Consider the following 18,535-nt stretch of genomic DNA (forward strand, 5'->3'; position numbering starts at 1 on the left):
AGGACATTTCTATGCAAACCCTATTTAGTCTACTTGGCATGGTAGCGTTACTCGGTATCGCTTATGCCTTTTCTATGAACCGAAAATCTATCAATTTAAGAACGGTGCTTGGCGCATTTGTCATTCAATTTTTAATCGGTGCGTTCGTTCTGTTTGTGCCCATAGGTAAAGACCTTCTCCAGCATGTATCAAATGGAATCAATGCTGTTCTTGGCTATTCTGCTGATGGCATTGGATTCTTATTTGGTGGTTTAGCCAGTGATAAGATGTTTGAAGTATTTGGTGGCGGCGGCTTCGTCTTTGCCATTCGCGTATTGCCGGTAATTGTCTTCTTTTCTGCTTTAGTATCTGTTTTGTACTATTTTGGCATTATGCAGATCTTCATTCGTTTCCTTGGAGGAGGCCTTCAGAAACTGCTAGGCACAAGTAAATTTGAGTCGATGTCGGCAACGGCAAATATCTTTGTTGGTCAAACCGAGGCACCTCTTGTCATTGCACCGTATATTAATAAACTTAGTCGGTCAGAGTTGTTCGCAGTGATGTGTGGTGGCCTTGCATCTATCGCTGGTACGGTACTCGGTGGATTTGCTGCAATGGGTGTAAACATGGAGTACTTAATTGCGGCATCATTTATGGCAGCGCCTGGTGGCTTGTTGTTTGCCAAGATTTTATTGCCAGAAACTAAGAAACCTGAAGAGTTGGAGGCAGACCGTAAAAATAGTGAGGTAAGTGAATCAATAGAAGCTCACAAGCCAAGCAATGTTATTGATGCTGCCGCTGAGGGAGCATCAAATGGGGTTGCTTTGGCGATTAATGTGGGTGGTATGCTTTTAGCATTTATTGCTTTAATTGCTCTTTTAAATGGCCTATTAGGTTTAGTCGGTGGGTTTGTTGGGCTACCTGAACTTTCATTAGAACTTATTCTTGGCTACCTCTTTTCACCTCTTGCCGTGATAATCGGTATTCCACTAGAAGAAGCATTTAGTGCTGCAACGTTTATTGGTCAAAAATTAGTTCTTAATGAATTTGTTGCCTATGTTAATTTTACCGAGTTCTTAATTAACAACCCGCTATCTGAGCGTACCACCGCTATTATCACTTTTGCCCTGTGTGGTTTTGCTAACTTCTCAGCAGCCGCAATGTTGTTAGGCGGCCTAGGTAGTATGGCAAAAGAAAGGCGCTCTGAGATTTCTAGCCTGTGTTTATATGCCATTCTCGCCGGTACGTTATCTAACTTAATGAGTGCAACAATCGCTGGTCTGTTTTTGTCCTTTTAATCTATAGAGAAAGGCTTTGAGAGGCTCAAGAAGCCTTTCTCTATTTCTTGTATGGCACTAAATATAGTGGACTGTAGTGGCTGAGTGAGTTTGGCCACTTGATTGGAGGTTTGCAATACTTGAAGTCATTCATAAATCACTAATTTAGGAAACTCGCTGACACGTTTCTGTCCAAAAATGAGTTGCAAGCAATTTAGGTAGCATTAGCGCATGTGCTTGGGTTTTGAGTTGTATTGGGGCATTTAAGGGCGCTAGTTGCTCCGCGCCCTTAATGATACAGGTTAGCTCGTAACTACCTTTAGCTGCTTTGTCCCAGTAACAGATAAACTTCCTTGAGACGCTGTGATTATATGCCCACTCCACCAGCTCATCATGGGACGGCGTCTATCTAGAAAGTCAGTACGATTATAGGCACTGCGTATTTGGTTTTTATCAACGTGAGCGAGCGCTACTTCAATTAAATCTGGTTCGAACCCTTGTTCATTGAGTGTCGTACTGGCTATTGAGCGTAAGCCATGACTAACTAGTCTATTTGCAAATCCCATACGCTTTAAAGCCATGTTCGCCGTTTGACTATTGCAGTGTTTTTTCGGGTCCCTATCTGAAGGGAAGATAAACTCTCGATGGCCACTAATTGGCTGTAAGTATTCCAAGATAGCAACGGCCTCATCGGTCAATGGGATACGGTGTTCACGGCCCTTTTTCATACGTGCTGGTGGAATAGTCCAAATTCGTTCTTCTAGGTTAATCTCTTCCCATCGGGCGCCAGCAGCTTCAGCTGGGCGTGTCATGGTGTGTAGTTGCCACTCAATAAGGCTACGCGTTACTTTCTTAATTGAGGCGGTCGCTAGAGCATTCATTAGTTCGGGGAGCTCTTCGGGAGTTAATGTGGCCATGTGCTGCTTTTTCGGTTTCTTAAATGCTTCTTTGATCCCGGCGAGTGGGTTAGAGAACACAAGCCCGCAGTTAACCGCATAAGTCATCACTTCATTAATCCGTTGAACCAGGCGCTTGACCGTTTCGAGGTTGCCACGGGCTTCAATTGGTCTTAATGCCATGATCACATTCGGAGCGGTCAGCTCACTGATTGGAGTATCACCAAATTTGGGGAAGAAATACATTTCAAACGAACGCCAGATATCTGTGGCGTAATCTACCGTCACGGCATCTTTCTTAAGTTCGAACCACTGAGAGGCTACATTAAAAAGAGTATGCTCAGAAATACTCTGTTGTTCACGCTTCTTTGCTTCGCGGTGTTCTTTAGGGCTAATTCCTAGAGCAATCAGCTCTTGAACTTCCATTGTTAGTTTTCGGGCAGTTGCAAGGGTAATGATCGGGTAGGTGCCCAAAGATAGGTTGGTGCGTTTATCGCTAACGGGATCTTTGTAGTTGACCAACCAACGTTTAACTCCGTTGGGTGTAATGCGTAGGCGAAGGCTATTTACATCGGTAAGGACGTATTCCTTGGATTTAGGTTTTGCTGATTTGAGTTGCTTGTCACTTAGGTATGAAGTCGTTTTCGCCATTATCGGTACACAGATTTGTTTGCTGTGTACACAGTGTATTCATTTGTGTACCTAAAACACAAAGTCACCCTCGGAAGCGATAAGATACTGACGGATCGTAAGTTGTTGATTTTACTATATTGCAGACAATAAAAAAGACGCCCTAGGACGTCTTAGTTATGATATTTGGTGGAGCTGGCGGGAGTTGAACCCGCGTCCAAAAACCATTCATCATTGGTACTACATGCTTAGTCGATCTTTAAATTCACCAAGTACCTGCGAACCGACACGCTAGTAAATGACTATCCTGAATTAGAATTCGCCGTTCATCTCTCAGGCGGGAGAATCCGGGCTAGCGCGTTTGGGTTTGATCTCTCGTTGGTCCCCGTCTTACGTGCGGAAGCTAGGGCGAGAGAGCTCTGAGCAGGTTATTAAGCTGCTAGTGCGTAGTTTTCGTCGTTTGCGACTATTTTTTTGCGGCTTTTTACGTGGCCAACCGCCCCACGGCATGCACCTCAGACTGCAAAATTCCTGTCGAATCCTAAATCAGCCCCAAAGTGTTCTTCGCATAGTACCAGAAAAGTGCAACCTGTCTAGACTTGTGCGTTTAAGTGCTCAATATTAGCGCAGTGAACTCTTCATTACGCGCGCTTTTTCGCGAGCCCAATCTTTTTCTTTAAGATCAGTACGTTTATCGTGCAGCTTCTTACCTTTCGCTACGCCGACTTTCATCTTCACCCAGGAGCGAGACCAGTATAGGGAGAGGGCCGCAAGTGTCATACCTTCGCGGTTGATTCGACCTAGCAGGTTATCAAGTTCGCGACGGCTCATTAATAATTTACGCACACGGGTAGGGTTCGCCACAACGTGTGTCGATGCTTGGTTAAGAGGGGTAATGGTCATGCCACTCACGAAGGCTTCGCCGTCACGCATAAACACGTAGCTTTCTGCGATGTTAGCTTTGCCTTGACGAAGGGCTTTTACTTCCCAGCCTTGAAGCTCCACACCTGCTTCGATTTCATCGTCGATGAAATACTCGTGGCGAGCTTTCTTATTGACAGCGATGGTATTGCTACCCGCTTTTTGTTTAGATTTTTTCTTTGCCATAATGGCTGCATTATACGGCTAGGAGTTAAGTTAGGAAATCCCTTTATTTGCGCTGAGTGCAAATAAAAGTAAAATTGCACCAAGCTTGAAGTTCAAGCAGATGTTACGAGGAGTCAATATGAAGCAAGTTAGTCGTTCTGCTTTAGTGTCGTTTAGTGCCCAGCAGATGTTCAATCTAGTGAACGACGTCGCGAGCTACCCTGAGTTTTTACCGGGTTGCTCTGGTTCACGTGTGATTGAGTCGAGCTCGGATGCGATGGTGGCTTCTGTTGATGTTGCAAAAGCAGGGATTAGCAAAACGTTTACTACGTCGAATGAGCTGGTTGATGGTGAGGCGATCCTGATGAATTTAGTCGATGGGCCGTTTAAAACACTTAAAGGTGGATGGTTCTTTACTCCGCTTGATGAGCAGGCGTGTAAAGTCGAGCTTAAGCTTGAGTTTGAGTTTTCAAGCAAGATGATTGAAATGGCGTTTGGTAAGGTTTTTAACGAACTGACCAGTAATATGGTCAACGCTTTTACGAAGCGCGCAAAACAGGTGTACCCAGCTTATGAGTATTGAGTCTGAAATGATTCATGTTGAAGTCGTCTATGCTCTGCCGCAAGAGCAGCGCGTATTTACGCTAGTGGTTAATCAGTCAATGACCGTCGAAGAGATCATTGCTCAGTCTGGCGTGCTTGAGTTGTACCCAGAGATTGACTTAAAGAAGAATAAGGTCGGCGTATTTAGTCGTAATGTTAAGTTGGATGCTACGATCAATGATAAAGACCGCATCGAGATTTATCGCCCACTTCTAGCCGATCCAAAAGAGATCCGCCGCAAGCGAGCTGAGCAAGCCAAAGCCGCAGGTTCTGCTGATCCGGTCACGGGTGGTAAGAAAAACCCGTTGAGGAAGGAAGGATAGATAGAACGGGCTTCGCCCTATGGACCGCTCCGCTTCTGGATAACGAGATCGGACTTCGTCCTTCCGGAAAGCTAGAGTTGATTTCTCAACCACAGTGGATCAACTTAGTTTTCCAGTTTTCCAGTTTTCCAGTTTTCCAGTTTTCCAGTTTTCCAGTTTTCCAGTTTTCCAGTTTTCCAGTTTTCCTAGGACGAAGTCCGTTCCCGCATCCCGTTTCCGTAGCTAGGCGTTCCAAACAAAAAAGGGTTGACGTATTACGCCAACCCTTCAAATCTTCTCCAGCTCTCCAGCTCTCCAGCTCTCCAGCTCTCCAGCTCTCCAGCTCTCCAGCTCTTAGTTAATACTCTCAAAAAAGTCTTTGCTTGGCGGGAAATCGCCAGCGACATTAACGAGTTGGCCTTCACCGTTGAAGTCAACGATGAGGTTTTTCTGAATTGAGTCGTTGTGACCTTCGGTATGGTGGTAGATGTAGTACCACGTATCAGGATAACCATTTTCTACGAGCATAGGTGAGCCCATTACATAACGGACTTGCTCTTTAGTCATACCAAACTTTAATTGCTCTACTGCAGATTGCTCTACGTAGTTGCCTTGGTTGATATCAATGCGGTATACCAACTTTTCTAATAGCGAGCAGCCTGTCAGCATTGTCATAGCGAGTGGTACAGCGATAAGCCACTTTTTTAATTGCATACTTAAATTCTTGTAACTGATAAAAATCAAACTCAGCCGATAATAAACAAGCTAAGCGCTAAAGTAAAAAGCTGAGAGCATTTTGAATTGATTCAGACCATGATTTTTGAATTTGGTTGCAAAGTCGAGTCAAAATTCTTCATTGAAAGGAACTTTGACTCGAAAAAGCGGGGATTAAGCGGCGATAAGCAGCTCTTTAGCGTTGGCTAGTGTTGAATCAGTAATTTCACTTCCGCCTAGTAGTCGGGCTAATTCTGATACGCGTTGCTCATTGTTTAAGCAGTGCATCTGCGTTTCGGTTTTACCTGCTTTGGTTTGTTTCGCGACGAACAGCTGTTGGTGACCACAACCCGCGACCTGAGGAAGGTGAGTGACACACAGAACTTGAGTGGATTCGCCAAGTTTACGTAGCATTTTGCCAACCACAGCGGCTGTTGGGCCACTAATACCCACATCGACTTCATCGAAGATCAGGCTAGGAGTATCGACTTTTTGTGCTGTGATCACTTGGATTGCTAGCGATATGCGCGAAAGCTCACCACCAGAGGCAACTTTGGCAATAGGTTGCATTGGTTGCCCAGGGTTAGTTGAGACAACAAAGCACACTGTGTCCATGCCAAGTGGGGATGGGTGAGTGCCTTCATTGGATACCTCAATACGGAACTGCGCTTTTTCCATACTAAGCTCGTGCATGCTAGCCGTGATCAGCTTATTGAGTTCTTTGGCATAACGAATGCGCGATTTATGGAGCTTTTCTGACGTTGTTAGGAAGCTTTGATATTTGTTTTCTACTTCTTGTTCAAGTTCTTCTAGGCGTTCGTCCGAGCAATCAAGTGCTTCTATTTGACCGAGTAGATCTTGATGATGTTGGTAAAGTTCATCAGGCATAACATGATGCTTTCTCGCAATCGACATGACTTTAGAGAAACGTTCTTCCACGTAAGCCATACGTGCAGGATCGACATCAATGTTGTCCAAATAATTACGAAGTTCACTATTCGCTTCTTCAACTTGAATAATAGCTTCAGAAAGCATATTGGGTAACTCAGCCAATTTTTCATCCAACTCAGCGAGCTGGATTAAGGAGTGATTGGCCGATTGCAAAATACCAAGCGCGTTAACTTCTTCACCTTCGTAAATAAGTTCGATGGCTTGTTGGCAGGTAGAGGCAAGTTCTCCACTGTTTGAGAGACGCTTGTGTTCTTGTTCGAGTTCTTCATATTCATCCTCGCCAAGAGAGAGTTCATTAAGCTCTTTGATTTGGTACTCAAGAAGTTGTTTCTGAGCTAGGTTTGCCGCACTGTTTTCTTTCAACTGCTTAAGGTTGTTGTCTGATTGTCGCCAAGACTGGTAGGCGTTACGCGTGCTCTTAAGCTGGTTAGAGTGACCTGCATATTGATCCAACATTGCCATTTGGTACTCACTTTTCATCAATTGATGATGGGCATGCTGACCATGGATGTTGATTAACAGTTGCCCCAAAGTTTTTAATTGAGAAAGTGGGACAGGACTACCGTTAATAAAAGCACGTGAGCGGCCTTCTTTACTGATGATACGGCGCAGAATACAGTCGCTACCATCTAATAAATCGTTGTCTTCTAGCCAGCGAGTAGCATTGATATTGTTCTCTAAAGAGAAAGCCGCGCTTACTTCAGTTTTCTCTTCACCTTGCCGTACCATGCTGGCTTCCGCGCGCCCGCCTAAACACAAACCGAGAGCGTCAATGGCGATGGATTTACCTGCGCCAGTTTCACCGGTAATGGTTGTCATTCCTTTGGATAGCTCTAGCTGTAGAGACTTAACAATTGCAAAATTATTAACACTTAGATGAGCCAGCATTTTGTCGTACCTGTTTAAATGAACAATACTGTATAAGAAAACAGTATATACTGTTTCTTTATACAGTAAAGTGGCGAAGGGAAAATTTTGTGATCAGGAGCGGGAACGGACTTCGTCCTATGGATCGCTTCGCTGCTGGAAAACGGGATCGAGCTTCGCCCTTCTGGAAAGCGAGAGTTGACTCCTCAACCACAAAAGAGCAACGTTAGTTACCCAGTTACCCAGTTACCCAGTTACCCAGTTACCCAGTTACCCAGTTACCCAGTTACCCAGTTACCCAGTTACCCAGTTACCCAGTTACCCAGTTATCCATAGGACGAAGTCCGTTCCCACATCCCGCTTCCTTAGAAAAGTGCGCCAAAACTAAAAAGGGTTGACGCAGTACGCCAACCCCTCGAAACTTCTCCGGCTCTTAAAACAACCGACTCGACCAGCCCAACTTGTTTCTCAATACATGGTAGTAGCTGTAATCTTTCGGGTGGATCAGCTTAAGTACATTCGGGCTTTGGTAGATGTGGACTTCATCCCCAGGTGAGACTGGCAATGATACTTGACCGTCACAGCCCACTTCTTGCATTCCGCGGTTATCTGGAGAAACGACAAGCTTAATGTGGCGCGCGCTATCGACCACTAGTGGTCGACTAGATAAGGTATGCGGGAACATCGGCACCAGTGAAATGGCATTCAAACTTGGTGACAGAATAGGGCCGCCGCCGGAGAGTGAGTAGGCGGTTGAGCCGGTTGGCGTAGATACAATGAGGCCATCCGCACGCAAAGAGAACGCGAAGCTATCATCGATGTAAACTTCGAACTCAATCATATGGGCGACTTGCCCAGGGTGAAGCACCGCTTCGTTTAGCGCGGCATTGTGGCTTTTAACTTGCCCATGTCGATGCACTTCTGCTTCGAGCAAAAAGCGCTCTTCTTCGATAAACTCGCCATTCAGTACGGCAGATAAGGCTGTTTGGAAATCTTCTGGGTTTAGGTCGGTAAGGAAACCCAAATTACCTCTGTTTACACCTATGACAGAAATATCAAAGCGAGAGAGGACACGCGCAGCGCCTAGCATGTTGCCATCACCACCGACGACGATCGCTAAGTCGGCAATGCGCCCAAGTTGAATCAGGCTAGCGAAATCGTCACTAGGAATATCATCTAAGATTTCACTCAATCGATCGTCGATATACACTTTATAACCTTCGCTTTGAAGCCAGGTATACAGCTCTCTATGAGTCGCTATAGCTTGCTGATCTCTTGGTTTACCAATGATGGCGATCACTTCAAAAGGTTTTTTCATAGGTTTTCCGCACCAAATAGGCTTGATTCGACAATCTTCATCCCCATAATAATGGCAAGTTAGCTATTTATGCGAATTTTTGTGTATCCCAATACGATAAACGTGATGTGTTGGGAACCAATAAAGTTGAATTCTGGAGATATCATGAGCAACGAAGAAAACAAAGTTACAGAAGAAGAGCTGGATCAAATCATCGAAGAAGCAGAGAAAGTAGAAGCGGCTGCTCAAGAAGCGGAAGCAGAGCTTGAAGATATTGGTGATGAGAAAGACGCTAAGATTGCTCAACTAGAAGCAGCGCTACTAACAAGTGAAGCGAAAATTCAGGAACAGCAAGATGGTGTGCTACGTGCGAAGGCTGAAGTTGAAAACATGCGTCGCCGTACTGAAACTGAGATCGATAAAGCGCGTAAATACGCTCTAAACAAGTTTGCGGAAGAACTGTTGCCAGTTATCGATAACTTAGAGCGAGCAATTCAAGCCGCTGACACTGAAAACGAAGTGGTTAAGCCACTGCTTGAAGGTGTGGAACTGACGCACAAAACGTTTGTAGACACGGTTTCTAAGTTTGGTCTAAAAGAGATCAACCCTGAAGGTGAAGTGTTTAACCCAGAAATGCACCAAGCGATGTCTATCCAAGAGAGCCCTGACCACGAAGCTAATACGGTTATGTTTGTTATGCAGAAAGGTTACGAGCTTAACGGTCGCGTGATTCGCCCTGCAATGGTAATGGTTGCTAAATAATTTTCACACTTAACGTGTTTTAAACAGAAGAGAGGCTTAGGCCTCTCTTTTTTTATCCCCTCAGACCAGTTGTGTTATCTCTCAATAAATAATTGATTTGGTGAATTATTCTTAGTATGAAGTTTAACCGAAAATTAATTTCTGATTTGAAACTTGTAACATTATCGTAAACAAAGTCTTTATTTTGTAACCTTTGTGTGTATTATGTGCGAACTCTGTCGGAAAAACTGGCGGAATAAACTATAAAACCATAAATTGAAAACACAACATTCTGGAGATGGATGATGGATAAATCGCTTTCAAGCAAGATTTTTGTAGGCTTGTTTGCTGGTCTACTGATCGGTACTGCGATCCAGTACTTATTTAGCGGGATTGCAATCTTTGATACTTACCTTCTAGGCGCTGCTGAAGGCGCGGGCGGTATGTTCGTATCACTGATCAAGTTACTTGTTGTACCTTTGGTATACGTTTCAATCGTATGTGGTATTGTTGACCTGAAAGACATCACTGCCTTTGGTCGTCTTGGTGGTAAAACCTTTGCTCTATACATTATTAACACCATCATCGCGATTACTGCGGCGCTTACAGTTGGTATGATTTTCCAACCAGGTGCTGACGCGAACCTAGCAGGTACGATTTCAGAAACGGTTAAACTCACAACAACTGAAACACCTGATATCTTCTCACTAGTAGTTAACATTGTACCAAGCAACCCTGTTCAAGCGTTTGCTAATGGTGACATGCTACAAATCATCTTCATGGCAATCCTGACAGGTCTTGCTATTCAAGCTCTTGATTCACGCGGTGGTCCGGCTATTCGCACATTCAAGATGGCTAACGAAATCATGATGAAGCTGGTTGGTCTTGTAATGAGCCTTGCTCCATACGGCGTATTTGCGCTGATGATTCAACTAGGTGCAACGCTAGACGCGAACACGCTAATGTCTGTAGCAGGCTATGTAGCGCTTGTTGTGGCAATGCTAGTGTTCTGGATCTTCTTCTTCTACCCAATGGCAGTAGGCATTGCGACAGGTACTTCTCCAAAGACGTTCCTACGTGCAACTCGTGAGCAGATCCTATTCTCTCTATCTACTGCAAGCTCGAACGCGACGATCCCTGTAACAATGCGTACTCTGACTGAGAAACTACACGTTTCAAAATCAGTAGCAGGTTTTGGTGTACCACTAGGTGCAACCATGAACATGTCTGGTGTGTCTATCTACATCGCACTAGCGACTATCTTCGTTGCAAACGCATTTGGTCAGCCAATCAACACTGCTGATGTGTTCACTCTAGGTCTTACTATCTTGCTTCTATCTATCGGTGCTGGTGGTGTTCCAGGTGGCGGCGTTGTAATGGTCGGCGTTCTTCTTCACCAACTAGGTCTTCCACCAGAAGGTCTTGCAATCATCGCAGCTGTTGACCGTATCAACGATATGTTCTGTACATCTTCTAACGTAGTGGGCGATACCGCTGTCAACACTATCGTTGCAAAAACAGAAGGTGAAATCGGCAAAGAAGAAGCAGAAGTAGAAGCGAAACCCGCTCAAGCGAATGCTTAATCATTAAAGTGTCGGAATTTGAAAGCGAGCCTTAGGGCTCGCTTTTTTGTTGAAGAGAATGGAGAACTGGAAAGCTAGATAACGAGAAAACTAGGCACTAAGGAGCTGTTAGGTACGAAATTTTCTTATTAGAGAGGCAAGGATCTTTGCGATACGATTGCACTGTTCGCATAATTTGTCTCGGTCAGTTAAGGATATATAGCCAAACTCCGCAGCAAGTAGAAGTTGAGTGTTCAATTCTCCTGTAGATCCTTTCGCGACACTTAAAAAGTATGCAGTTTCTTTATTGCTTTCTCTTTCCATCCCTTCGGCAATGTTACTTGAGATAGAGATACAAGAGCGCCTAATTTGATCTCGAAACGAGTAATCGCTTATGTGATTAACTTTTGGGTAGACTTGCTTACATAGCTCAAAACTGATTTGCCACACATGTAAATTTTGATATTTCATTCTGAACACTGAAGAAATGAAACACCCTAAACCTTGATGAGCGCTTTATCGCATGAAAATAGTATGAAGAAACTCAGCAAGTTTAAAATTAGTTGACGACACTTGTTCTCTGGAAGAGATAATAATCCAGCTCTCCAGCTCTCCAGCTCTCCAGCTCTCCAGCTCTCCAGCTCTCCAGCTCTCCAGCTCTCCAGCTCTCCAGCTCTCCAGCTCTCCAGCTCTCCAGCTCTCCAGCTCTCCAGCTCTCCAGCTCTCCAGCTCTCCAGCTCTCCAGCTCTCCAAATCTTTTTTAACTTTTTTTCACTTCGTCCCTTGAAAAGCCATTTGCCGCCCTTATCTATTGGGCATAGAGAAGCAAACATCATTATTTTTGTTTGTGAGCAAGGGTTGAAACCCGATTCTCCATCCCCACATAGGGGATATAGCAAAACGAAAATAGAAATTTATTCGGAGATAGCCTGATGGGTAAAATCATTGGTATTGACTTAGGTACTACTAACTCATGTGTTGCTGTACTAGACGGCGACAAACCACGTGTAATTGAAAACGCAGAGGGTGAGCGCACCACTGCATCGGTAATTGGTTACACAGACGGTGAAACGCTAGTAGGTCAACCTGCAAAACGTCAAGCAGTTACTAACCCAACTAACACGCTATTTGCAATTAAGCGTCTTATTGGTCGTCGTTTCGAAGACGAAGAAGTTCAGCGCGACATCGAAATCATGCCTTACAAAATCGTTAAGGCTGACAACGGTGATGCTTGGGTAGAAGCGCAAGGCCAGAAAATGGCAGCTCCTCAGGTTTCTGCTGAAATCCTAAAGAAAATGAAGAAAACTGCAGAAGACTTCCTAGGTGAGGAAGTAACTGGCGCAGTTATCACAGTACCTGCTTACTTTAACGATGCTCAGCGTCAAGCAACTAAAGATGCTGGCCGTATCGCAGGTCTAGAAGTTAAACGTATCATCAACGAACCAACAGCTGCAGCTCTAGCATACGGTCTAGACAAGCAAGGCGGTGACCGCACTATCGCTGTATACGACCTTGGTGGTGGTACATTCGATATCTCTATCATCGAGATTGACGAAGTTGAAGGCGAGAAAACGTTCGAAGTACTAGCAACTAACGGTGACACTCACTTAGGTGGTGAAGACTTCGATAACCGCATGATCAACTACCTAGTTGAAGAGTTCAAGAAAGAGCAAGGTATCGATCTTAAGAACGATCCTCTAGCAATGCAGCGTGTTAAAGAAGCAGCAGAAAAAGCGAAAATTGAGCTTTCTTCTACTTCTCAAACAGACGTAAACCTACCTTACGTAACTGCAGATGCGACTGGTCCTAAGCACATGAACGTTAAAGTGACTCGTGCGAAACTAGAATCTCTAGTTGAAGACCTAGTTCAACGTTCTCTTGAGCCTCTAAAAGTTGCTCTAGCTGACGCAGACCTATCTGTGAACGACATTACTGACGTTATCCTAGTTGGTGGTCAGACTCGTATGCCAATGGTTCAAGCGAAAGTTGCTGAGTTCTTCGGTAAAGAAGCTCGTAAAGACGTGAACCCTGATGAAGCAGTAGCAATGGGTGCTGCAGTTCAAGGTGGTGTACTTGCTGGTGATGTTAAAGATGTACTTCTACTAGACGTTACTCCTCTGTCTCTAGGTATTGAGACTATGGGCGGTGTAATGACTAAGCTAGTTGAGAAGAACACAACTATCCCAACGAAAGCGAACCAAGTTTTCTCTACAGCAGAAGACAACCAGAATGCGGTTACTATCCACGTTCTTCAAGGTGAGCGTAAGCAGGCGATGTACAACAAGTCTCTAGGTCAATTCAACCTAGAAGGTATTCAGCCAGCACCACGTGGTATGCCTCAAATCGAAGTAACTTTCGACCTAGATGCGGACGGTATCCTACACGTATCTGCGAAAGATAAGTCGACTGGTAAAGAGCAGAAGATCACTATCCAAGCTTCTGGCGGTCTAAGCGACGAAGATATCGAGAAAATGGTACAAGAAGCAGAAGCTAACAAAGAAGCGGACAAGAAGTTCGAAGAGCTAGCTACTGCACGTAACCAAGCTGACCAAATGATTCACGGTACTCGTAAGCAAGTGGAAGAAGCAGGTGATGCACTTCCAGCTGACGAGAAAGAGAAGATTGAAGCAGCTATCTCTGAGCTAGAAGAAGCACGTAAGGGCGAAGACAAAGAAGCGATCGACGCTAAAGTTCAAGCACTTATGGCAGCAGCTCAAAAGCTAATGGAAATCGCTCAACAGCAAGCTCAAGCACAGCAAGGCGCTGAAGCTGGTGCAGAACAAGCACAGCCTCAACAAGATGACGTAGTTGATGCTGAGTTTGAAGAAGTTAAGGAAGACGGCAAGAAGTAATTCTTGATTCGACATACTTAATTTAATTTCTTGCGGGCGTTTGAGGAAACTCATACGCCCGTATGTTTGTAACTAAGATGTCAGTCTAGATAATGGTTCTCGAATCTCGAATCTCGAATCTCGAATCTCGAATCTCGAATCTCGAATCTCGAATCTCGAATCTCGAATCTTTATCTAGAATGATACAAACACCAAGCGGTGTGATTCCCATCCTCCGTTTGCAGTACTACATTGGTGACGAAGAACATGTCAAAACGTGATTTTTACGAAGTATTAGGCGTAAGCCGCGATGCATCAGAGCGTGATATTAAAAAGGCCTACAAGCGCCTAGCGATGAAATTCCACCCAGACCGTAACCAGGGCGATGAAAGCGCAGCAGAAAAGTTTAAAGAAGTAAAAGAAGCGTACGAAATTCTTCTCGATCCGCAAAAGAAAGCTGCTTATGACCAATACGGTCATGCTGCTTTTGAACAAGGCGGTATGGGCGGCGGCGGCTTTGGTGGTGGCGGTGCTGATTTCGGTGACATCTTTGGTGATGTGTTCGGTGATATCTTCGGTGGCGGTCGTCGTGGTGGCGGTGGTCATCGTGCTCAGCGCGGTGCTGACCTTCGTTACAACATGGAACTGTCACTTGAAGAAGCGGTTCGTGGTGTATCTAAAGAGATTGAAGTACCAACGCTGGTTCACTGTGACAGCTGTGAAGGTAGCGGCGCTAAGAAAGGCACTTCTGCGGAAACTTGTGGCACCTGTCATGGCCATGGTCAGGTTCAGATGCGTCAAGGTTTCTTTGCGGTTCAACAAACCTGTCCTACCTGTCATGGTAAAGGCAAGATCATTAAAGACCCATGTAATGTATGTCATGGACAAGGTCGTAAGCAGAAGACTAAGACCCTTAACGTTAAGATCCCAGCTGGCGTAGATACGGGCGATCGTATTCGTCTTTCTGGTGAAGGTGAAGCGGGAGAGCATGGCGCTCCGGCGGGTGACCTGTACGTTCAAGTTCATGTCAAAGAGCACCATATCTTTGAGCGTGATGGCAACAACCTTTACTGTGAAGTACCTGTGAGCTTTGCTATGGCAGCACTGGGTGGTGAAGTTGAAGTGCCAACACTTGATGGTCGTGTAAACCTTAAAGTTCCAACAGAGACCCAAACTGGTCGCATGTTCCGTATGCGTGGTAAAGGTGTCAAAGGTGTTCGTGGCGGTGGTGTTGGCGATCTGATTGTTAAACTAGTTGTCGAAACGCCAGTAAACCTTAGCTCGCGTCAGAAAGATCTGCTAAAAGAATTTGAAGAGTCTTGTGGTGGTGAAGCGGCAACGAAACATAAGCCAAAATCAGAAGGCTTCTTCAACGGTGTGAAGAAGTTCTTTGATGACCTAACTAGCTAACTTTAGCACTAAGATTTTGAAAGCCTGCTTCTCAGCAGGCTTTTTTATTGCCAACAATTGGGTGGCGTCATTTCACCTGTTTGATTGATGGTCAGTTGGTTATAGTGATTGTCGGAACACTGATCCTTTAACTGCGCGCCGATAGGTTCTGCCTTGATAGTATATGCAGACGCTGTGGCAGAAATAGACACAGTGAAATGCTCAGTATCTAAGGTGCAGAATCTACACCTCCCTCCAGATAACACCGATGTTGCTGCCGATTGGTAACTCCCAGAATAGTGCTGTTCGAGTTCGATCTGAATCTTGGCTAGATCCGCCAGTGCAGCAGTCCGATGTGCCTTGAGTAAGTGGCTTTGATAGCTTGGATACGCGATTGCCGCGACTATCGAGATAATGGCTAAAGCGAGCATCAATTCGACAAGTGTCATTGCTTTTACTCGATATTTTCTTGAATTACATAACTTTTTTCGAATCATTTCGAATGCTTCCTATCAGGTTGTTCGCCTATTTTTCTAAGCTGCTAGCATGTCTTCAAGTTGGAAACTTCTTTACATTTGACTTTGCATAGGAATTTGGGAAATGTCTCGCGGGTTTACTCTGTTAGAGCTATTAATCACGATGCTGGTGTTGGCTGTAATACTTTCAGTCGCTGTACCCAGTTTTCATAATCTCCATCTCAATAGTCAAATGCTCAGAGCAGCCAACGAGCTCAATGGTTTTTTAAACCAAGCCCGTTCTGAAGCGATTTGGAGAAACCGTGATTTATGGGCGCATTTTACCTTCACTTCTTCGCCAGTTTTAGCCAAAGATTGGACGGTGACACTGACAGATTCAGACACCAGAGGAGAGGGCAACAAAATTCTATTCTTACAGGGCACTTCATTTAAAGACTTACAACTCGATTGGACTTATACCGCAGATAGAATCAAATTCGATGGTCTGCGCGGTCGAATTAAAGATGGTAGCTTGAGCTTCTACCCCGAAGGTCACGCTAGCCAAGCGCTGATTGTAAAAAGTTCCTACGCGGGTAACCGAATCATGCTCTGCGCGCTAAGTGAAAGTAGTTATGGTTTTCCCAACTGTGCGTAATTGTCGTCAACGTGGGGCAAGTCTAGTCGAGCTCCTGATCGCTTCGATCATGGGAGTTATGGCGATTGGAGTTATCGGAACGGTATTTACTAGCGGACAAAAGCTCGCCACCGAGAGAGGAAAGCAATTGCTGCTTGCGCAAAACCTATCGAGTACCCTATTGCAAATAAAAGAGGACATTCACCGAGCAGGTTTTAATGGCATTGCAGCTATCCCTGCCCAGTTGTCTGGAGCGACTTCTCATCTTTATATCGACAATGAGCTAGGGGTACTTGGCTATGTTTACCGCATCGCTTCTACGGGAAGCGCTTCATTTCGCAATGTCGTCTATAAACGTGAAGAGTCAGAAACCATAGAGCTAGGAGACTCACTCAAGCTGTGCGAAAAGCACACTAGCGAGCCTCTCTCAATTTCCTCCGCTTCTTCATCTGGGCTCGGAGGTTACTGTTTTAATTTGTTTAACCCTAAACAAATATCTGTGACAGAGTTTTCGCTCAATAAAGAAGTGGTCAAAGGTGGCGAGGCGGAGACGCGAATGGTGACCATATCAATCCATGCGCACCTTCTTTCTGACACTGAGATAACTTATCAATCCAATCTCACTGCGTTACTTAGGAACTGGCAATGAGGCGCACCATTGAAAGAGGGTTTGCGACTCTACTTATTACCAGCGTTGTTTTGGTCACGGCTTTGTTAGTCGGGTTAACTAGCTATAAAGTTCTGTTTTATCAGATTAAACGAGCACAAAACGAAGTGAAGGTTAGGCAGGCTCACTGGCAATCTGAAGCGGGTGTAGAATGCGCCTACGCTTATGTAAATGCATTTCCGGATCAGCTTAACGCGCTTTCTTCTGCGGCTAACACCTTGCTTAATGATGTATGTAAAGAAACCTTGCAACTAGAAGCGCTTTATATCGAACCGCTCAGCGAAGACAACTACCTAGTACACGCCGACAGTGAAAACTATCGAATTAATCGCCGTTTTCATCACAGTGAGGTGAGTGGTATGGGCGCAATACAATCGACAGCGGATTTACGTTTGATTGGGAGCATCGATATTGCTCCAGATGCGCCAAGAGAGGTTCGATCTGATGGTTTTTATGACTGCGTGGCGGTGAGGTATCTCTCTAAAGTGGCGTATGAAACCGGGGGAAGCACAGGAACATTGTCGACCAGCGCGCCTATGGTTAACGGCCCCTATTCAGGATTTAATGGCGAGTGCGCTCCAGAGTACAAAACTTCTCTTTCTAGCAACCAAAGCACCTCTGAAACTGGCAACTTGTTTAAAAACGATTACCAGCAAGACTCGCAGCTTAATACGTTTCACAATTACTTTAATATGGCGAAAAACGCTGAAAATATTGCGCGCGCTAAGCTGCAATATCAGGTGATCTCGTTAGCGACTGTTTCTGACGGCCACAACTGCGCTGATGTGATTAATAGCCACTTAACATCGACCAATAACAGGCTATGGATAGAAGGGCACTGCATCATCACCACTCCTTTGAACATTGCTTGGCCTTCGTCACTAGTGGTAGAGAATGGTATTTTCTCTTCGACAGGTTCAAATGTATTTGCCGGATCTTTCTATCACTTAGTGGACATGTCGTCATTAGACTTTAGCGTGTCGAGTCTGAATGATTATTGGAATGCAGTCAGTTTTAAAAGTTCTATTCAGGCTTGGCTGAGTAGTCATACTGTCTATTTTGATAACGGATCATTTCATCCCAAAGGTGGGTTGCACTTTGATGCGCCGGGTGGGGAAGTTGTACTGAAAGGCTCCTATGACTTAGATTATTCAGCGGCGAATAACCCTATTGAGGGGCGTAAAGCGTTTGCTTGGTATCCCGGAGGCTGGTATGGGCAATAGTCGGCGAGGCTTTACTTTATTGGAAGTGCTAATTGCCTTGTTGCTGATCGGTATTGCGAGTCTAGCTTTGGTTAAGTTACAGGTTTACATCGAGCAAAGAAGTGATTTTGCGATTAAGAGTATTGAAGGATTAAACCTGATAGAAAATAAACTGGAGTGGTTTCGTACCCGAGGTGCAGACCCAAGTCAGTCTGGCGTCGCGGTGGCAGATTTCGATTTGATAAGCAGTGGTTCAGACTCTCTACATTCATATCAGCTTGTTTGGCAAATTAGTACGCCATCTGCTGAACTTTCCTCTTCTCTTAAACAGATAACGATAACCGCACAGTGGCAAGATCGTCTAGGAGAGCCCCATCAATTAACTCTTAACACAATGATTGCGAGAGATGGTGAATTTATAAGCAGATAGATTCATATTGTGAATTGGTAGA

General features: G+C 44.8%; 19 protein-coding genes and 1 other RNA gene. 11 read left to right on the top strand and 9 right to left on the bottom strand.

Translation table 11 applies throughout. The annotated features are described in order from the left end of the window. The first annotated feature begins 11 nt into the window (after positions 1-11). A complete protein-coding gene (locus tag IX91_RS03740) occupies positions 12-1,277 on the top strand; it encodes a NupC/NupG family nucleoside CNT transporter (RefSeq protein ID WP_004744373.1) in 1,266 nt (421 codons plus the stop codon). Between the two features lie 281 nt (positions 1,278-1,558). On the opposite strand, the gene IX91_RS03745 is transcribed toward IX91_RS03740, so the two are convergent. The 3 genes from IX91_RS03745 to smpB all read right to left on the bottom strand — a co-directional run bounded on the left by IX91_RS03745 (position 1,559) and on the right by smpB (position 3,889). Next, entirely contained in the window at positions 1,559-2,803 is a 1,245-nt protein-coding gene (locus tag IX91_RS03745; RefSeq protein WP_004744372.1) for an integrase domain-containing protein, read from the bottom strand. 166 nt (positions 2,804-2,969) lie between these two features. Next, positions 2,970-3,336: a transfer-messenger RNA gene (ssrA, locus tag IX91_RS25615) on the bottom strand. A 67-nt stretch (positions 3,337-3,403) separates the two neighbouring features. Next, positions 3,404-3,889, bottom strand: coding sequence for an SsrA-binding protein SmpB (gene smpB, locus IX91_RS03750; RefSeq protein WP_004744371.1), 486 nt, complete (start codon positions 3,887-3,889; stop codon positions 3,404-3,406). A gap of 118 nt (positions 3,890-4,007) precedes the next feature. Between smpB and IX91_RS03755 the strand changes: the two genes are divergently transcribed. Beyond that, entirely contained in the window at positions 4,008-4,451 is a 444-nt protein-coding gene (locus IX91_RS03755; RefSeq protein WP_004744370.1) for an SRPBCC family protein, read from the top strand. Then, positions 4,441-4,794, top strand: coding sequence for an RnfH family protein (locus IX91_RS03760; protein WP_004744369.1), 354 nt, complete (start codon positions 4,441-4,443; stop codon positions 4,792-4,794). The genes IX91_RS03755 and IX91_RS03760 overlap by 11 nt, the downstream gene beginning before the upstream one ends. Before the next feature lie 333 nt (positions 4,795-5,127). On the opposite strand, the gene bamE is transcribed toward IX91_RS03760, so the two are convergent. The 3 genes from bamE to nadK all read right to left on the bottom strand — a co-directional run bounded on the left by bamE (position 5,128) and on the right by nadK (position 8,623). Then, positions 5,128-5,487 carry an outer membrane protein assembly factor BamE gene (gene bamE / locus IX91_RS03765; protein ID WP_004744368.1) on the bottom strand — a complete coding sequence of 120 codons (360 nt, stop codon included), beginning with the start codon at positions 5,485-5,487 and terminating at the stop codon, positions 5,128-5,130. A gap of 174 nt (positions 5,488-5,661) precedes the next feature. Continuing rightward, a complete protein-coding gene (gene recN, locus IX91_RS03770) occupies positions 5,662-7,326 on the bottom strand; it encodes a DNA repair protein RecN (RefSeq protein ID WP_004744367.1) in 1,665 nt (554 codons plus the stop codon). A 412-nt stretch (positions 7,327-7,738) separates the two neighbouring features. Next, positions 7,739-8,623 carry an NAD(+) kinase gene (gene nadK / locus IX91_RS03775; RefSeq protein WP_004744366.1) on the bottom strand — a complete coding sequence of 295 codons (885 nt, stop codon included), beginning with the start codon at positions 8,621-8,623 and terminating at the stop codon, positions 7,739-7,741. A gap of 144 nt (positions 8,624-8,767) precedes the next feature. On the opposite strand from nadK, the gene grpE reads away from it, so the two are divergent. Continuing rightward, complete coding sequence (grpE, locus tag IX91_RS03780) at positions 8,768-9,364, top strand: nucleotide exchange factor GrpE (protein ID WP_004744365.1); 597 nt, start codon at positions 8,768-8,770, stop codon at positions 9,362-9,364. 284 nt (positions 9,365-9,648) lie between these two features. Next, the gene (locus IX91_RS03785; protein ID WP_004744364.1) at positions 9,649-10,926 is read left to right on the top strand and encodes a dicarboxylate/amino acid:cation symporter; all 1,278 of its coding nucleotides are present in this window, start codon (positions 9,649-9,651) and stop codon (positions 10,924-10,926) included. A gap of 108 nt (positions 10,927-11,034) precedes the next feature. Here IX91_RS03785 and IX91_RS03790 read toward each other — a convergent pair whose 3' ends face one another. Both IX91_RS03790 and IX91_RS03795 read right to left on the bottom strand, forming a co-directional pair. Beyond that, positions 11,035-11,376: a four helix bundle protein gene (locus IX91_RS03790; protein ID WP_004749172.1), complete on the bottom strand. Its 342-nt coding sequence runs from the start codon at positions 11,374-11,376 to the stop codon at positions 11,035-11,037. Between the two features lie 26 nt (positions 11,377-11,402). Next, positions 11,403-11,741: a hypothetical protein gene (locus IX91_RS03795; RefSeq protein ID WP_038550281.1), complete on the bottom strand. Its 339-nt coding sequence runs from the start codon at positions 11,739-11,741 to the stop codon at positions 11,403-11,405. A gap of 96 nt (positions 11,742-11,837) precedes the next feature. Between IX91_RS03795 and dnaK the strand changes: the two genes are divergently transcribed. Then, the gene (gene dnaK, locus IX91_RS03800; protein WP_004743229.1) at positions 11,838-13,757 is read left to right on the top strand and encodes a molecular chaperone DnaK; all 1,920 of its coding nucleotides are present in this window, start codon (positions 11,838-11,840) and stop codon (positions 13,755-13,757) included. Between the two features lie 246 nt (positions 13,758-14,003). Beyond that, on the top strand, positions 14,004-15,146 hold the full coding sequence (gene dnaJ, locus IX91_RS03805) for a molecular chaperone DnaJ (RefSeq protein WP_004743230.1): 1,143 nt from the start codon (positions 14,004-14,006) through the stop codon (positions 15,144-15,146). Positions 15,147-15,190: 44 nt separating this feature from the next. Here the strand turns inward: dnaJ and IX91_RS03810 are convergent, their stop codons facing one another. Further along, on the bottom strand, positions 15,191-15,574 hold the full coding sequence (locus IX91_RS03810) for a type IV pilin protein (RefSeq protein ID WP_236642851.1): 384 nt from the start codon (positions 15,572-15,574) through the stop codon (positions 15,191-15,193). A gap of 151 nt (positions 15,575-15,725) precedes the next feature. On the opposite strand from IX91_RS03810, the gene IX91_RS03815 reads away from it, so the two are divergent. The 4 genes from IX91_RS03815 to IX91_RS03830 are packed head-to-tail and all read left to right on the top strand — an operon-like array spanning position 15,726 to position 18,513. After that, positions 15,726-16,235, top strand: a complete 510-nt coding sequence (locus tag IX91_RS03815) for a GspH/FimT family pseudopilin (RefSeq protein ID WP_004743232.1) — start codon at positions 15,726-15,728, stop codon at positions 16,233-16,235. Next, a complete protein-coding gene (locus tag IX91_RS03820; RefSeq protein ID WP_004743233.1) occupies positions 16,213-16,863 on the top strand; it encodes a PilW family protein in 651 nt (216 codons plus the stop codon). The genes IX91_RS03815 and IX91_RS03820 overlap by 23 nt, the downstream gene beginning before the upstream one ends. Continuing rightward, complete coding sequence (locus IX91_RS03825) at positions 16,860-18,104, top strand: hypothetical protein (protein WP_050809757.1); 1,245 nt, start codon at positions 16,860-16,862, stop codon at positions 18,102-18,104. Before IX91_RS03820 ends, IX91_RS03825 begins: the two co-directional genes overlap by 4 nt. Further along, positions 18,094-18,513, top strand: a complete 420-nt coding sequence (locus IX91_RS03830; protein ID WP_004743235.1) for a prepilin-type N-terminal cleavage/methylation domain-containing protein — start codon at positions 18,094-18,096, stop codon at positions 18,511-18,513. Before IX91_RS03825 ends, IX91_RS03830 begins: the two co-directional genes overlap by 11 nt. Positions 18,514-18,535 lie beyond the last annotated feature (22 nt).

Source organism: Vibrio tubiashii ATCC 19109 (genome assembly GCF_000772105.1).
Lineage (GTDB): Bacteria > Pseudomonadota > Gammaproteobacteria > Enterobacterales > Vibrionaceae > Vibrio > Vibrio tubiashii.

Bases quoted from the DNA above. Each gene is read 5' to 3' on its own strand.
- IX91_RS03740 (WP_004744373.1), top strand. From the start codon at position 12: ATGCAAACCCTATTTAGTCTACTTGGCATGGTAGCGTTACTCGGTATC.
- IX91_RS03745 (WP_004744372.1), bottom strand. From the start codon at position 2,803: ATGGCGAAAACGACTTCATACCTAAGTGACAAGCAACTCAAATCAGCA.
- smpB (WP_004744371.1), bottom strand. From the start codon at position 3,889: ATGGCAAAGAAAAAATCTAAACAAAAAGCGGGTAGCAATACCATCGCT.
- IX91_RS03755 (WP_004744370.1), top strand. From the start codon at position 4,008: ATGAAGCAAGTTAGTCGTTCTGCTTTAGTGTCGTTTAGTGCCCAGCAG.
- IX91_RS03760 (WP_004744369.1), top strand. From the start codon at position 4,441: ATGAGTATTGAGTCTGAAATGATTCATGTTGAAGTCGTCTATGCTCTG.
- bamE (WP_004744368.1), bottom strand. From the start codon at position 5,487: ATGCAATTAAAAAAGTGGCTTATCGCTGTACCACTCGCTATGACAATG.
- recN (WP_004744367.1), bottom strand. From the start codon at position 7,326: ATGCTGGCTCATCTAAGTGTTAATAATTTTGCAATTGTTAAGTCTCTA.
- nadK (WP_004744366.1), bottom strand. From the start codon at position 8,623: ATGAAAAAACCTTTTGAAGTGATCGCCATCATTGGTAAACCAAGAGAT.
- grpE (WP_004744365.1), top strand. From the start codon at position 8,768: ATGAGCAACGAAGAAAACAAAGTTACAGAAGAAGAGCTGGATCAAATC.
- IX91_RS03785 (WP_004744364.1), top strand. From the start codon at position 9,649: ATGGATAAATCGCTTTCAAGCAAGATTTTTGTAGGCTTGTTTGCTGGT.
- IX91_RS03790 (WP_004749172.1), bottom strand. From the start codon at position 11,376: ATGAAATATCAAAATTTACATGTGTGGCAAATCAGTTTTGAGCTATGT.
- IX91_RS03795 (WP_038550281.1), bottom strand. From the start codon at position 11,741: ATGATGTTTGCTTCTCTATGCCCAATAGATAAGGGCGGCAAATGGCTT.
- dnaK (WP_004743229.1), top strand. From the start codon at position 11,838: ATGGGTAAAATCATTGGTATTGACTTAGGTACTACTAACTCATGTGTT.
- dnaJ (WP_004743230.1), top strand. From the start codon at position 14,004: ATGTCAAAACGTGATTTTTACGAAGTATTAGGCGTAAGCCGCGATGCA.
- IX91_RS03810 (WP_236642851.1), bottom strand. From the start codon at position 15,574: ATGACACTTGTCGAATTGATGCTCGCTTTAGCCATTATCTCGATAGTC.
- IX91_RS03815 (WP_004743232.1), top strand. From the start codon at position 15,726: ATGTCTCGCGGGTTTACTCTGTTAGAGCTATTAATCACGATGCTGGTG.
- IX91_RS03820 (WP_004743233.1), top strand. From the start codon at position 16,213: ATGGTTTTCCCAACTGTGCGTAATTGTCGTCAACGTGGGGCAAGTCTA.
- IX91_RS03825 (WP_050809757.1), top strand. From the start codon at position 16,860: ATGAGGCGCACCATTGAAAGAGGGTTTGCGACTCTACTTATTACCAGC.
- IX91_RS03830 (WP_004743235.1), top strand. From the start codon at position 18,094: ATGGGCAATAGTCGGCGAGGCTTTACTTTATTGGAAGTGCTAATTGCC.